The 15,240-nt window shown below is 56.7% G+C and carries 12 protein-coding genes; 8 read left to right on the forward strand and 4 right to left on the reverse strand.

Annotation, left to right across the window (positions count from 1 at the left end; all coding sequences use genetic code 11):
- Positions 1-6: 6 nt before the first annotated feature.
- Complete coding sequence (locus HY010_22555) at positions 7-1,170, reverse strand: beta-propeller fold lactonase family protein (protein ID MBI3478519.1); 1,164 nt, start codon at positions 1,168-1,170, stop codon at positions 7-9.
- A gap of 285 nt (positions 1,171-1,455) precedes the next feature.
- On the opposite strand from HY010_22555, the gene HY010_22560 reads away from it, so the two are divergent.
- From HY010_22560 to HY010_22570, 3 genes are all read left to right on the forward strand, one after another.
- Positions 1,456-1,791, forward strand: coding sequence for a zinc ribbon domain-containing protein (locus HY010_22560; protein ID MBI3478520.1), 336 nt, complete (start codon positions 1,456-1,458; stop codon positions 1,789-1,791).
- Between the two features lie 148 nt (positions 1,792-1,939).
- A complete protein-coding gene (locus HY010_22565) occupies positions 1,940-2,398 on the forward strand; it encodes a hypothetical protein (protein MBI3478521.1) in 459 nt (152 codons plus the stop codon).
- Between the two features lie 189 nt (positions 2,399-2,587).
- Complete coding sequence (locus HY010_22570) at positions 2,588-3,286, forward strand: pirin family protein (protein ID MBI3478522.1); 699 nt, start codon at positions 2,588-2,590, stop codon at positions 3,284-3,286.
- A gap of 78 nt (positions 3,287-3,364) precedes the next feature.
- Here HY010_22570 and HY010_22575 read toward each other — a convergent pair whose 3' ends face one another.
- Genes HY010_22575 through HY010_22585 form a run of 3 tightly spaced genes read right to left on the reverse strand, consistent with a single transcriptional unit; the run spans position 3,365 to position 7,379 of the window.
- Entirely contained in the window at positions 3,365-4,480 is a 1,116-nt protein-coding gene (locus tag HY010_22575; GenBank protein MBI3478523.1) for a HAMP domain-containing protein, read from the reverse strand.
- A complete protein-coding gene (gene ccsA, locus HY010_22580; protein MBI3478524.1) occupies positions 4,473-5,873 on the reverse strand; it encodes a cytochrome c biogenesis protein CcsA in 1,401 nt (466 codons plus the stop codon). The genes HY010_22575 and ccsA overlap by 8 nt, the downstream gene beginning before the upstream one ends.
- Before the next feature lie 24 nt (positions 5,874-5,897).
- On the reverse strand, positions 5,898-7,379 hold the full coding sequence (locus tag HY010_22585; GenBank protein ID MBI3478525.1) for a cytochrome c biogenesis protein ResB: 1,482 nt from the start codon (positions 7,377-7,379) through the stop codon (positions 5,898-5,900).
- 533 nt (positions 7,380-7,912) lie between these two features.
- On the opposite strand from HY010_22585, the gene HY010_22590 reads away from it, so the two are divergent.
- The 5 genes from HY010_22590 to HY010_22610 all read left to right on the forward strand — a co-directional run bounded on the left by HY010_22590 (position 7,913) and on the right by HY010_22610 (position 15,138).
- Positions 7,913-9,388 (forward strand): hypothetical protein, encoded by a 1,476-nt coding sequence (locus HY010_22590; GenBank protein ID MBI3478526.1) that lies wholly within the window; start codon positions 7,913-7,915, stop codon positions 9,386-9,388.
- Positions 9,385-10,611 carry an SMP-30/gluconolactonase/LRE family protein gene (locus tag HY010_22595; GenBank protein ID MBI3478527.1) on the forward strand — a complete coding sequence of 409 codons (1,227 nt, stop codon included), beginning with the start codon at positions 9,385-9,387 and terminating at the stop codon, positions 10,609-10,611. The genes HY010_22590 and HY010_22595 overlap by 4 nt, the downstream gene beginning before the upstream one ends.
- Before the next feature lie 550 nt (positions 10,612-11,161).
- The gene (locus HY010_22600; GenBank protein ID MBI3478528.1) at positions 11,162-12,163 is read left to right on the forward strand and encodes a hypothetical protein; all 1,002 of its coding nucleotides are present in this window, start codon (positions 11,162-11,164) and stop codon (positions 12,161-12,163) included.
- Positions 12,164-12,230: 67 nt separating this feature from the next.
- On the forward strand, positions 12,231-13,283 hold the full coding sequence (locus tag HY010_22605; protein MBI3478529.1) for a peptidyl-prolyl cis-trans isomerase: 1,053 nt from the start codon (positions 12,231-12,233) through the stop codon (positions 13,281-13,283).
- A 13-nt stretch (positions 13,284-13,296) separates the two neighbouring features.
- A complete protein-coding gene (locus tag HY010_22610; GenBank protein ID MBI3478530.1) occupies positions 13,297-15,138 on the forward strand; it encodes a hypothetical protein in 1,842 nt (613 codons plus the stop codon).
- Positions 15,139-15,240: the final 102 nt, after the last annotated feature.

Here is a 15,240-nt window from a genome sequence, read left to right on the forward strand (position 1 = left end):
AAAGTCTTAGAACGATCGCGGCGGGAAGGCGCCGATCGAGAGCAATCCTGCTGCATTCTTGTCGGTGAACGGCGATTGCACGGCTTCCCGCAGCGTGCAGGTTTTGCCCTTCACGTTGAGCTTGATGCGCGCAATCCCCGCCGGGAATTCAGCGACATAGACTCCTCCGCCATTTCCGGTGGGACTCGCCAACGCAGCACTCGCGAGATACGACCAGTCCGTCGAATGACCGCGGATGGGATCGGAGGTGCAGCCGGGTGAGAGCTTACCCGTAGCGCGATCAAAGAATAGAGCGCTCACGGAGTCGCCTTGCGTGTTGACCACATAAAGAATCGTTTCATCCGGGCTCAGCAACACATTGCTCGAACTGATGCTGGCCGCTGATGTGTAAACCTTCGGCTTGCCCAGCTTGCCCGAGGAGAGATCCGACACTTCCACGACCAGCGAAGTTGAGGTGTCACCAAAGATCGCAAAGTGTCCATCACTGGTGATATCGATGGAATTGGGAAAGGTCGCGCCTCGCGCTCGCACGGTACCGCTCGAGATTTGCCGGTCGCCGTGAGACTGCGGCGTCCCACCGGAAATATCAAAGGACTCAATGGTGCCGTCGGTGTAGGTCGCGATCAACATGTCGCCGTGGATCGCCATGCCGTTGATGAAACCGTTCTCCATGCCAACGACCGCAGTGTCATTAATAAAGGTCAGCCCGCAACCGCTCAACACGTGAAATGTTCCAATCGTGTTCGATTCCGCGAAACTGGCATACAGGTATTGATCGTTCACAGCCATGCCAATGCCGTTGGCGCTTCCATCGTCCGTGTCCGATCCCGAAGCGCTTCCTCCCACCTCGAGAGTGTTCATATCGATGCCTACAATGTCACCGCTCCCGGCTTCCGACGCGAAGACACAATCCTGGTTCGCGTTGCTCAAGACGCGGATCCGATTGGCTCCAAAAAAACCGCCGCCGATTCCAACTCCGACCGTGGGCACTTGTTTCCGGAAAGTCAGTCCCCCATTTGGACCGACCGCGAAAAAAGTGACGCCCGTGGAAGGAAACGATGCGTCCTCATTCGCGATAATGTAGGGAGTCGCGCCTTTGGCAACGCCGCTGAGGGCAAGAATCATCACCGCAAATGCCGCACGTAGCAAGGGGTCTGGGAGTTTGTTCATACCTTGTTCCTTCAGGGGGGACTCAACTGTTGGTGCAGTAGACCACAGGCAGAATGGGGATTCAAGCGCTATCGGCCGAACTCGATCGAATAAAGAAAATACTACTGCAAGTAGTTAGTCAGGGTGCGCATTCACACGCTATTTGGGGGAGGAATACGACAGTTTAAGGGAGTTTTTGCGCCATCGCTGGCGTGCTTTTCCCCAGGGACTGGATTGTCCCGGATGAATTGGAATCGCTGAGGCCCGCCCTACGGGTCCTCCTTCTCCTGCTAAAATTGCATACCGATGCCCCTCTACGAATACGAATGCAAGAAGTGCGGACACCGCTTCGAACGAATCGTGAAGTTTTCCGACAAGCCCATGAAGAAATGCCCCGACTGCGGGGGAGTGGTCGAACAGTTGATCTCCGCTCCCACGGTACAGTTCAAAGGTGCGGGCTGGTACGTAACCGACTACGCCAAGAAATCGTCTGCGTCTTCCGCGAAATCCTCAGACCACGACGGCGGGTCCAAAGACTCCTCGAAAGACAAGGACTCGAAGGACTCCAAGGACTCCAAAGAAACGAAGAAAGACGCCACACCGAAAACTGAGTCATCCTCCAAGAAACATAAGAAGGATTGACCGCATCCTGCGGCCTTCTTCCGAATTCAGACAATCAGCCAGGTGAATTGTGCTGGGCGACGACTGCCAGTTGCTCAATTTCACCCCCAGCACTAAAATTGCCGCGCTCATGAGTTCGACAGCAGTTTGCTTCCCAATAGGAGGGAACATGAAACTACGATCCATCGCTCTAACCGCAGTGTTGTGCCTGATCACTGCAGTGTGTTTTGCAGGTAGTCCGCAAATGGGGACATGGAAGCTGAACGAGGGCAAGTCGAAACTCGCCACCGCGGCTAAGAATTCAACCGTGGTGTACGAAGTGGTGGGAGACAAGATCAAAGTCACAGTCGACGGCGTGGATGCGGCAGGCAAGCCGTCGCACAATGAGTGGACCGGCCAATTCGACGGCAAAGACTATCCCGTCACCGGCGATCCGACGTCCGATGTGCGTTCGTACAAGAAGGTAGACGACCACACGCTTGAACTGAGCGCCAAGAAGGGTGGCAAAGTCACACTGACCGGCAAGGTCGTAGTATCGGCCGATGGCAAGGTCCGCACGGTGACGACCAGCGGGGCCGATTCGATGGGCATGAAGATGGAAAACGTTGGAGTGTACGACAAGCAGTAGTTCGTTTTCTTCGCCCCGCCGCAATCCGTGATGCCCTTCCGCCCAGAGTCGGGCGGAGGGGCATTCCTATCTGGAGGAACCCGGTTTGCCTTCTGTGTCTTCGGGGGAAATGCGCCCCGAATCCTTTCGTGCCTCCGGGCATCTAAACAAGGAGAATGGTCGTTATAACGAATATATCGGGAGGACACGATGATTACCATCCGGCGCAGTCAGGAACGGGGAGGCGGTGACCACGGCTGGCTCAAGACCCGCCACAGCTTCAGCTTCAGTGATTACTGGGACGAGAAGTGGATGGGATTCCGCTCGCTCCGAGTGATCAACGAAGATTTCGTCGCGCCGAACTCCGGATTCCCGACGCATCCGCACCGCGATATGGAGATCATTACCTATGTCTTGTCGGGTGAACTTGAGCATAAGGACAGTCTGGGAACCGGTTCCGTCATTCGTCCCGGTGACGGACAGCGCATGACGGCCGGGCGCGGCATCCGGCATAGTGAGTTCAATCCCTCGAGGACCGAGACCGTGCACCTGCTGCAGATCTGGATCACACCCGAGAAGCCGGGCCTCGAACCAAGTTACGAGCAAAAGAGTTTCCCGGAATCGGAGAAGCGCGGAAAGCTACGGCTGATTGCCTCGAACGACGGCGCCAATAGCTCAGTGAAAATCAATCAGAATGCAAAGCTCTTCGTGAGCCTCCTCGCGCCCGGAGACGAAACGATCCACCCGTTGGAAAGCAAGCGCCACGCCTGGCTCCAAGTGGCGAAGGGTGAAGTTGAAGTTAACGGGCACAAGCTTCTTCAAGGCGATGGTGCCGCAGTTAGCGACGAAAGGCAATTAACGATTAAAGGAATAAAGGACGCCGAAATCTTGTTGTTCGATTTGGCATAACGGGGCGCGGACGGGCGTTGCAGACTAGACGCCCGTCTGGTTCCAAATCTCGGGCGTCGAAACAGCTGGAGAGCCCTCCTAGGAAGCTACCTCAGCCGGCTGTCGTACGGGCAACGACACAGAGAATGTCGTTCCTTTTTCGGAACTGCTGGCAACTTCGATGTGCCCGTGATGATCTTCGACGATCCGACGGGCGAGTGACAGTCCCAAGCCAGTGCCATTTCCCTTGGTCGTATAAAACGGCCGAAAGATATTCGGCAGATGACTGACGGGAATACCCCGACCGGTATCGGAAACTGTGACTGCTACCGCGTCGTCGTGTTCCAGGAGCGAGACCCTCACCAATCCTGAGCCCTCAATCGCCTGTACGGAGTTCAACAGAAGATTGAGCAGGACCTGATGGATCTGATCGCTGTCGTGCTCCACTTCCGGTAGATCTTGGCCGGCCGTGAATTCGATCTTGATCGGTTTGGAGATGACTTGCTGTCTGGCCAGCATGACGGCATGTTCAACGGTCGTGTTCAAATCGCTTGTCCGGATCTCGGGAGCTCGCGGCCGCGCCGTTTCCAGCAAATCGGTCAGGATGCGGTTGATCTGGCTGATCTCCTGCCGCACTTCTTTCACAACGGCCTTGGCTGGACTGGTCACAGGCAGGTCGCGTCCCACAATTTCGATCACTCCCGCAATACCAGCCAGCGGATTGCGAATTTCGTGTGCGAGGCCGGTCGCTAGTTCTCCCAACGTCGCGAAATGTTCCGCGCGCGACATCTGCGTGCGATGCAGATGTTCGATTTCTTCGCGGCCTTCGCGTAGTTGCTGGACCATCCGGTTGAAGTTCCGACCCAGGTCGCCAATCTCATCGTTGTTCTTCGCAAAACTTACGGTCGCCGTGAGGTCGCCGTCGCCCACCTTTTCCATCTGCTCCTGCAACTCGATCATCGGGCGCTGAATCGTTGACGCCAGCACCACAATCACCACGCCGCAGATTGCTACTGCCCCCGCGCCGGCAATGACCAGCACGCGATGTCGATCGGGATCGCGAAACGAAAGCGTGGAGAGCAGGAAGAGCATCATGCCCGCCAGCAACACGACCGCGACTGGCCAGATGGTTTTCAGCTGCCAATTCACGCGGATTCGCGAAGGCTTGGATTCCACGACGGCGACACTTTCTGGGGCAAAGGCGATTTCAGGCATAGGCGTGTAGTCCTGACAGCAAATATGTCACGCCGAAGAACGTGAACATCACCACCACAAACCCTCCGATGGCGAAATACGCCGCCACCCGGCCACGCATCCCGCGCGTGACTCGCATGTGAAGGTACGCGGCATAGATCAGCCAGGTAATGGCCGCCCACGTTTCTTTCGGATCCCAACTCCAGTAGGAGCCCCAGGTTTGATTCGCCCAATAGGCACCGGCAGCAATCATCAGGGTGAGTAAAGGAAACGCGATGCCAATAGTCTTGTAGGTGATTCGATCCAGATCGTCCGTGCTGGGCAGTAAGCGCTCCAGGTCCGGCCGCCGCCACAACAGCAGCAGGTACAGAAGAGAAATGAAAATACCTCCCACTAGTCCGGAGAGGAGGAACGGGCTGGCGGCCAGGCTGGTTTGAAAGGTTCCTGCTGCGTCCAGTGAGCCGTAGCGCCCGTCGCGAGCGCGCAACAGGAACATTACCAGCGCCATGACTTGAATCAAAATGCTGACAAACACCGCGCGATTCGCCGTGGCCAGGAAACGGTCGTCTTTCTTCAGACGGGCCAATCCGTAAAACACGAGCGGCGTCACTACCACCAGCAGCGCCAGCACCATCACCCATCCCAGATCGGGCACGGTCACGAACAGACGCACGCCCTTGGACAGGAATACTTCCGATTTCTCTTCCGCATTCCAGGCAATCAGATTCAGCCCGCCCCACTTTTCAAAGCGAGTCAGAATTCCTGCGTAGATCACTACCGAGCAGAGACTGGTCACTGCCAGGAAGGTTTCTGTCTCCATCTTGTCCTGGATCAGGAACATCATGGCCAGTGCGAAGCTCAGTGCGCATGCCGCATAGGCCAGCATTGCCAACGTCACGTGCACATGAAGCCATGTCGATTGGAGTGCCGGCACCAGTGGATGCACATCGCTGCGCAGTAATTGCATCAGCACGACACCAACGATCGCGACCGGCATGGTCACGGTGCCGATGACTTTCACTCCATATTTTTTTTCGGCGACCAGGGTGAGGACGGCGAGCGTCCATACGAAGCTCAGCAACATCTCGTACACGCTGGCGAACGGAGGATGTCCCGCTTCATACCAGCGATGTGCGACGGCGCCGGTGTTGGCGATCAATCCGATCCAAGTCGCAAGCGACGCAAATTTCAAATACGAGTCGGTCCCGGTTACGCCAAATCCCAGGTAGAGTGCCCCCGCCCCGGCGTAGAAGATCAATGCTGCATAGAGCAGGTTTTCTTCGTTCACCAGGTTCCCACTCTTCATTACATTCAGAAACGCCATGAACAGAAGAAAAGCGACCCCCAAGCCCACCAGCACGATTAGGGTCGTGCCCGTAGCTGCCTGCGGCTGTTCTGCCTTTGCTCGTGCCATATTCGATTTCCCCCACATGCCGGATTAGCGTCCGGCCCCGGTAGCAACCAGCTCCTGCGGAGCCGACTTGTGAACCGACTGAATCGATTTCAATTCTTCTTCCACCGCGCGAACCAGATCGTTGAATTGCTGCCCGAAAGCATCGCGGTTGCGGTTAGCGGTGCCGCCGATCCAGAGCGAGTACTTGCCGGTTTTTGCGTCCAGCACCGGCACGGCCCAGAACCGCATATGCACGATGTAGAACACGAACGCCAAACCGATCCCTAACAGGATGACCCCGCCCCACACGGCCCACTGTCCCGGTTCATGCGACACCTGGAGCCCGGTGAAGTGGCCCATTTCACCCCCGGCGATGGCAAATTGATAAGGCGTTTTGTCCTCTTCGGACACCGCCGCGAGCGCCGGATCAACTTCCTGCGTGAGTGGAAGCCAGACATTCAGCGTGCTCCCGCTGGCCTTCGATTCAAGTTCCAGCCTCACTGCGGGATTCGCCATTTGATTCGAGCGCCGGAAAACTTGCCCATCTTTCACGAAGTAGTCAGGAATGAGGGCGGCGATGCGGATCGTCGTGTCAGCATCCAGTGACGCTGTTTCATTCATGCCGAGTGAAACTTGCCTTTGTGCGCCGGCGCCAGTTCGCTCCGCCGCAACCAGTACCAGGCTCTTCAACTTTCCACTGGAACCGAAGCTGGACTGATAGAAGCGGATACCCTGGTAAACCAGCGGATCATTGACGACGATTTCTTTCTTCTGTACATCCTGTCCACTGGCTACCACTGCCAACTTCGACCACCATTTTTTCGGCGAGCCGTCTTTATAATTTTCTTGCCCTGCGGTATCACACCGGATCGCAAATGGCAGTGTCTTGATTGCGCCATCGCGTAATTCCACCTGGTTCGAGGTTTCGCCTTCGTTCAGGTTCAGCGTGCCGCGCCATCCATAGAGTCCGTCCACGATTCCGCCCGCGAAAATCAGCAGCAGGCTGGCGTGCACGATATACACCGCCATCTCTGAGAGACGGTTGCGCTCCGCAAAAATAGAAAAGTGATCGGTACGCACGACCCGCTCCGGCGAGAATCCAACTGAGTGGAGTGCCCGCTCGGCCGCGACTAATCCTGTTTCTTCATCCGGGATGGCTAGCTGCCACTGCGGATACAACGCTCGGCGGAACGTCTCATCGGGATATTTGTAAGGCCGGGAGTAGAAGCGCCATGAATTCGGAAAGCGCTCAATCGACGCGGCGATGATGCTCACGCTCACCAGCACCATCAGCACCACGAACCACCAGGCATGAAACACGTCCGTTAGCCCGATGCCATCGAGGATGCTCAGTGTCTGCGGAGAATAGGCCCGTTGCATTTCCTCAGACTCGGTAACCGGGCGCTGCAATACGATCGTGCCTGCCGCCGACAGGATTACCACCAGAATCAGTAGAACCACGCCCGTTTTGATCGAAGCAGCTGTCTGCCACGTCTTCCGAGCCAGGGAGCGAAGCTTCAGTGCCATAGTCATCCTCGTTCTCCGTTTCGAGGGTGCACGTTCTACGCCACGGTTCCATATACGGTAACTGTCTGTTTTTGAATTAGTTAACTGAGCCGAGCCGAGCGAATGTCCAGCTCTGTTTGGGCCAAATCACACAGTTGAACGTGGTCTTTTCGGGATTTCACCCATTTGGAATGAGTGACTACACTGGGTTCACGCAGCGAGTTCCAGCAATTTCTGCTGATTCCGAACTGCAGATCGTATGACGAAGCGATTCATCCGCAACCTTACCGACAGGACTGAAAGTCGAATAGAATGCGGTGGTTCAAAATGCTCCTCGCCCTCCCCATCTTGCGGCGCTCCCTATGGGTGATCTCACCCTTTTCCAGTGCGGAAGAAAGCCCAAATGGAAAGCACGCTCGAAAAAGTACTATGCAACTCATCCGATGCCGAGCGTACAACTCAAACAATTCACGTCACTTGTCGAGGAGTCGAAAATTTCATCAGAGATTGAAAGGTCGGCTACTATCGTGCAATACCAGAGTCGGAGATCCTAAGTGAACCACTGTCTCGAGATTGGGAAAGCAAGTCCTAAGAACCATGCCTTCGTTTCATCGAGTCTGCTGATCTCGTTGCTGGTGATTCTCTCCTACTTTTTTGTGCCGGCCAGTTTTGGAGCCGTGCATCCCGTTCCCCTGGAGAAGAACCTCGATGCCGCCAAGTGTCTCGAATGCCACGAGGACAAGACGAAAGGCAAAGCAGTCCACTCGGCGATCGCGATGGGGTGTACCAGTTGTCACGAAGTCCGAGTCAACAAGGACGTCACGCGCGTCAAGCTGATTACGACCACCGCGGCTGCTCTTTGCGTCACCTGTCACGCAGATAAGAAAGCCGCCGACATTAAGGGAAAGGTCCATCCCCCGGCAGTGCGTGATTGCCTCAAGTGCCACGATCCCCATCGCTCGGATAACAAGAATCAATTGCTGAAAGCGACTGCGGGAGAAACCAAGGACCAGAACCTATGTTTGTCCTGCCACACAGTAGGCACCGATGTCCCGAAAGGCGGCAGCCGGCACGCTGCCCTCGACATGGGATGCGATACCTGTCACGTGACGCATCGAACCGGGGAACGCGGCAAGATTGAATTCGATGCGCACCTCACCAAAGCTATCCCGGCGCTATGCGTGGACTGCCACGACCCCAAGGACGCGAACCTGATCAAAGCCCACGAAGGGCAGCCCTTCGGCAAGGCGAACTGCATTCAGTGCCATGATCCGCACCAATCTACTCGCCCCAAGCTGATGCAGGCCTTCATACACAATCCTTTCGAAAATAAGATGTGCGACACCTGCCATCAGGCAGCGAAGGACGGCAAGGTCGTGCTGACGCAATCCGACACGCGCGCGATCTGCATCGGTTGCCACAGCGATCAGGCGGAAAAAATCGACAAGGCGAAAGTGCAACATCCGGGCGCTCAGGGCGATTGCATCGCTTGCCATAATCCGCACGGCGGCAAGACACAGGCCTTTCTGCAACCGGACCCGGTGAGTGCTTGCCTAGCCTGCCACAGCGAGCAGGCGGAACAGATGAAGAAGGCTCATGTGCACAAGCCGGCCTTCGAAACGGGATGCGCGACCTGCCACGAACCGCACGGCGGCGACAACCCGCATCTGCTTCGGGCGGCTAACCCAAATCCGCTGTGCCTGGAATGTCATGGCCCGGATCCGAAACAGAAGAGGCTGGAGAGCGAGCATGTGGTCACAATTTTTGACGGCAAGGTGAAGTTGCCGGAAAACTACTTCGCCCGTGTGCCGCGGCTCCCGCTCAAGTACGGATTGGGGCATCCGGTCGAGCGTCACCCGGTTGTCGACCAGCTTGATCCCGCGAACCCGGAGAAAGTTCTGACTGTGCTGAATTGCGCTACCTGCCACCAGCCGCATTCTTCGGCGCAGGCGAACTTGCTGGTAAAGGATCAGTCAGCCAACACCGCGTTTTGCGATTCGTGCCACAAGAGCGTTGGATTTGCGAAATGAAAAGAACAAGACTTCGTACCCGTGAACTTTCGAATCGGACAAGCGCAGTGCTCGTCGCATGGATCTGTGCGATCGCCATCTTTTTCGCCAGCGCGGTTTCGCTCGACGCCAAGGAAAAGAAGAAGGCCCCTGAGCCGCCGGCAAAGAAAAACGTGCTCGAGATGCTGGATTATTCCAAGATCGTCTGGCCTAATCCGCCGGCGATCACTCGCATCAAGTTCCTGAGCTACTTCTCCGGCGAGAAGCGCGAGGCCGTGGCCGCAGCCAAGAAGACTGGCTGGATGGACCGGCTCTCTGGCGCCGCAGTAGGCCAGGCATCGCCGAATGAGAGATTGTTCTTCCAACTGGTCCGGCCGTACGGCGTGGGCGTGGATACCCAGGGGAAGGTTTACATCGCCGACGAAAAGGTGCTCGCGGTTTTTATCTTCAACCCGGAGGACGGCAAGGTCGAACTGCTCAAGAACGGGCAGCACGCCCGCTTCAAGCTCATTACCGGCCTTACTCTGGATGATGCTGACACGTTGTTCGTTTCCGATAGCGCATTGAAGCACGTGCTGGTATTCGACAAGGAGCACAAGGTCCAGGCCAGCATCAGCGAGGGCATAGCGGTCCCAGCCGGCCTCGCGGTCGACAACGAAAACCGCTTTCTCTACGTGGCCGACAGCGAACGCGACCAGATTCTGGTGTTCGACGCCGATCCGCCTTACAAGCTCCTGCGCACCATCGGCAAGCCCGGCAGCAAGCATGAACTGACTACGCCCGGCGATTTCTCTCGACCCACCAATGTTGCCGTGGACAAAGACGGAAATCTCTACGTTTCCGATACCTTCAATGATCGCGTCGAGATCTTCGATGCGGATGGCAATTTCATCCGTGAGTTCGGCAAAGCCGGCGACGGCCCCGGATATTTCGCACGGCCGAAGGGAATTGCGATTGATGCTGACGGCCATGTCTGGGTCGCAGACGCGGTTCAGGACCGCGTTCAGGTTTTTACGCCCGAGGGCGACCTGCTCATCCATCTCGGCGGGCATGGTTTGCTCCCCGGTCAGTTCAGTACGGTCGCGGGGTTGGCGATTGACAAGAACAACCGTGTGCTCACCTCGGAACAGTATCCGGGGCGCGTGCAGATCTTCCGCTACTTTACCGACCAGGAAGCCCAGGCCGAGAAAGATCGGCGGGATGCCGCACAGGAAAAGAAGACTGGAAAGTCGACCGCCAAATAGGTGGAATGGAAAGCTCGGGCGAGCCCTCCGAATCTTCCGGAGCCGAGTTCCGATCGTCCCCGATAACCAAGTTGAGCCTCACTGCTCCCCAAGCGGCCTCTGAGGCGTAGTCATATCGATCACGCCCGTGATCAACGCCCCGGCCTCGGCCCTGTTTGGGTATCCACTGACTCGCAAATAGTGGGACGTGGTCTTTTTCATCACTGCCACATGGGTGTTTTCACCAATCGGGTGTGGGAGAACACTCACTTCTAGCCGCAGCGAGGATGATGCATTTCGCAACAAGTCCTGCTAGAAAACTCTAAATATATAAAACAAAACAACTTACATGAGTGATGCGGAATTTATCGCCATCTAGTAGAGCGGCTACTTTCGTGCACCCTTGGAGATGGGGATTTTGATGGTCAACCTTCCACAAATCGCTGGCAAGGCAGAACGACAAGACCTACCCAAGAGTCAAGGAGCAACCAGCTCCGTTGTAGGCGCAGTAGAGGCACAGGCAAGACAAACGTTTTCTTATTTCATTCGGAGGCCTTACATGAAGAAGGTTATGTTCTTAATTGCAATGGTTCTGTTCGTCGCGGCGTTCGCGATGGCGCAGACCTACACACTCGGCTCCGGGATCACCGGGGTTGATAAACTCGGCGCCCACCAGAACGGCGGACGCGGTTGCACGGGCTGTCACGCTCCGCACAGCGGCGCGTTCGGAGCCGGCGGCAACGCTACTGGCGTAGTACAGGACAAGGACAATGCTGGTAACTATGCTCTTTGGGGCCAAGACCTTGGACCGTTGTATGGCTACGTCATCACCCAGGGCGACAAAGTTAACGGCGGCTCCACTTTCACGACAACGCTGCCGACATCGGGCGATTTCGCCTCCATGCCGGAAGAGATCCCGGGCGTGATGATGTGCCTAAGCTGCCATGACGGCAATATCGCCACGGGCGCAATGATGACCAACAAGTCGTATGAGCAGGCAACCGGTCTTCTGCCCGCCGGCCTGTACGGCCCGAACGCCATCCCAACGCTGCTCGGCCAGGACGGTACGGCCGCAGGTAACTACTACAACGACCACCCGATCGGTCCGCAGGCCACACTGGGAGCGGTTGGCGTCGCCACCAAACTGCAGTACCTGCCAACTGGCTGCACTTTCCACGGTGTAGCGAGCCCTTGCCTGAAGAGCACCGGGACCGATGCCAACTTCACAGCGTTTACCCAACACTACGGCCTGCCCAACATCACCTCTAATGGTCACGGCTCTCCGGTTGCGCTGCCGACAACCAATGCTGCTGATGCTTTCTTGCTGTGCACCACGTGCCACACCCCGCACAGCATGTACGTCGCCAGCGCCAATGCTGACGCCCCAATCCACACGCTGACCAAGGGCACCTTCCCGACGTATTTCTTCCTCGCGGCGCCCTATAACCCAGGTTCGAAGCCGGGCCCGACGCAGGCCTCTTCCGCCACGCAGTTCTGCCGCCAGTGCCACTACTCCGGTGCGGGTGGTTCGAACGAAGCCAGCGGAATCCTGACCGTGGATACCGCTTTCTAATTGCTCGACCCCACAGGGGAGGGACATCCCTCCCCTATTTTTTTTGAGACTGAACTCAGGAGAGGATATGAAAACCCGGTTCCACATCGCGATCGCGGTAGTTGTCTCAGTCATGATTCTGGGAAACGCTACCGCAGGGGCGCAACTGGTCGCCTCGCACGCTCCGGCACTCCCGGCCGCGAAGACGGATGCGAGCGCAAAGGCTTCGATGGCGCCCGCGTTGACGGTAACGGGCAAGCCGATCGCACGGGTCAATGGTGTTGAGTTGATCGACCGCGATTTGCTGCGCGAGATGTTCACCATCTTCCCGTATGCACAGCAACACAATGGATTTCCCAAGGAGCTCGAACCTGACATTCGGCGCGGCGCGCTCCAGATGATTATTTTTGAAGAACTGGTTTACCAGGAAGCGCAGCGGCGCAAGATGACGATTCCCGCTCCGGTCCTGGCCAAGGCGGAAACGGAATTTCGAAAACAGTTTGCCAACCCGGCGGCCTACCAGGACTTTCTGAAGACCGAGGTCAACGGCTCGGAATCTGCCATGCGGGGAAAAATCCGGCGCTCCTTGCTGATAGAAGCATTGCTGAATCAGGAAGTCAATGCCCCGGCGCGCGTCACTGCGGTGCAGGTCCGGGCAGAGTACGCAAAGTCCTCCGCGCAATACAAACACGGAGAAACGCTGCACATCCAGAGCATTTCGATTGTGCCTCCCAACGAAACCAAGCCAGTGTTGGAGGAAGGGAAGAGGCGGGCGGAAGAGGCTTTCAAGCAGGCAAAGCAAGCCAAGACGTACCGGGAATTTGGGCTTCTCGCGGAGAAGCTCTCCGACGACGACTTCCACGTGAACATGGGGGATCATCGGCCACAGGATGCGGGAGCATTTCCGCCTCCCGTCGTGAAGGCAGCGGCGAAAATGAAGGTGGGGGAGGTCAGCGATCTGATTCAGCTGGGCAACTACTACACGATCTTCCGGCTGCAGGCACGCACTCCCGCTGGCGTGACGCCGTTCGCTGAAGTGAAAACCAAATTGCAGGCGGATCTGCAAAAGAAGAATACCGAGCAGCTCCGCTCGGCGCTGGCGCAGAAGTTGCGCAAGAATGCCAAGGTCGAGACGCTGTAGTCAGGACTGGACGATGTACCGTCAATTCTTGGTAACGGTCAGAAGGATCTGGGTACTGAGCCTTCTGGCGTTGCCGGTGTCCGCGACGCTCGCCCAAGCCCAGGTCGAAGTCGGCGACAACCTGAAGATGAACCTGAACGGCAACCTCGCTGTCGGGTATTCCGGTGACTACGGCGATAGCGGTTCGGGCCACGGCACGTATGGTGCGGGCGCGGGGCAGCTCTCCGGTTTCTTCTACAACCCCCAATTTCTCTCGTTCACCGTGAACCCGTTCTACAACCGCAATCAGGACAACGCCTCCTTTACCTCTGTTCTCAGTGATACCGGCGTGGATGCGAACGTCAACCTCTTTGGCGGAAGCCGATTTCCGGGCTCGGTAGGCTACAGCAAATCCTTCATCAAAGGCAGCCAGTACGGAATTCCGGGATCGGGAGGTTTAACCTCGGACAGTTCGAACCGGAATTTCAATGTGACGTGGAGCGAGTTGCTTCCCGACATGCCCTCGTTAACCGCAACTTTTGCAGATAATGCCAGTTCCTCCACCCTGCAAGGCGAAACAGGAACGACGGATTCGGCGTCCCGCACTTTCAATGCGATGTCGAACTACAGAATCGCAGGGTTCGGTCTCAACGCATTTCTGATGCATCAGAATTTCAGCGTAAAATTACCCGCTTTTCTTTCGCCAACCAACGCCACATCCAGTTCCTCGGGCACATCGTACGGTTTTTCGGCGAATCATCCGCTGCCTTTCTCCGGGGTCTTCACGGCCGGGTACAACCGGACCGACTACAGCAGCGAGAGCGGAGCGTATGCCAACAACGGCACGACGGATACAGCGGACTCAATGGTGGCGTTCCAGCCTACGCAGAGATTGACCGTGAATGGAGAAATCCGCTACACCGGGAATCTGATTGGAGCTCTGCAGCAGTCTCAGCTGCCGGGCGCGCCACCGCCTTTGCCGACGAATGACCAGGCATCGCATGCCGTGTCCGTCAGCACTTATGGGAGTTACAACCTGGGACGCGGCTTCATCCTGATCGGATACGCCAACCGGCAGACGCAGCATTTCGAGGGCGTTGACACCACAAGCAACCGGGCTGGTGGGACACTCACCTACCGGTATTCGCAACCCCTATTCGGCATGCTCTACTTCAGCTTCGGCTTGGTCAACAACGCCAGCAATTATGGCGGAGGGAGTCTCGGGTACGTCGGCAACGTGTCACTTAAGAAACAAATCGCGCATTGGCAGGTGGATACCGATTTCAGCTATGCACAGAATGTCCAAACTATTATCGCGAACTACACCACCAGCAATTACAGCTACGGTGGAATGCTTCGCCGGCGATTTGGTGCGAGTTCATCCTTTACAACGTCGTACCGGGGCATGGAGAGCGGGCTGACTCAATTACCCGGATACAGCAATCGCTCGGACACGTTTATGGCGCTTCTGAACCGGGGAAGGTACGGTTTTTCCGGAAGCTATGCGAAGTCGCACGGGACTGCACTCTTGTCTTCGGGCGGCATACTCACACCTAACGTGCTGTCTCCCTTGATCTCGCCCGACCAGGCGATCTACAGCGGAGAAGTGTACGGTGCCGGCATCAGTGTCGTGCCGATGAGAAAAATGATTATCAACGTGAACTGGTACCGGACGCGTTCGGATACAGAAACCGCAAGCGTGTTCTCAGCCAACAACAGCGAACGCCTCTACGGTCAGATGCAGTACAATCTGCGCAAGCTTTCGTTCCGGGCGGGTTATTGGAGAGTGAATCAGGGCATCAGCGCCGACGGGCATCCACCCACAACGGTCAATACGTATTTCTTCAACATCTCCCGATGGTTCAACGTATTCTAATCCGCACGTGCGCGAGAAGACTGCGCAGTGCTGCGTGGATCCTCTTGTTGTTTTTCAGTTTCCTCGTACAACCTCTCTTTTGTGCCAGCAGCAAGAAATCGC

This window comes from Acidobacteriota bacterium (assembly GCA_016196065.1).
Classification (GTDB): domain Bacteria; phylum Acidobacteriota; class Terriglobia; order Terriglobales; family Acidobacteriaceae; genus Acidiflorens.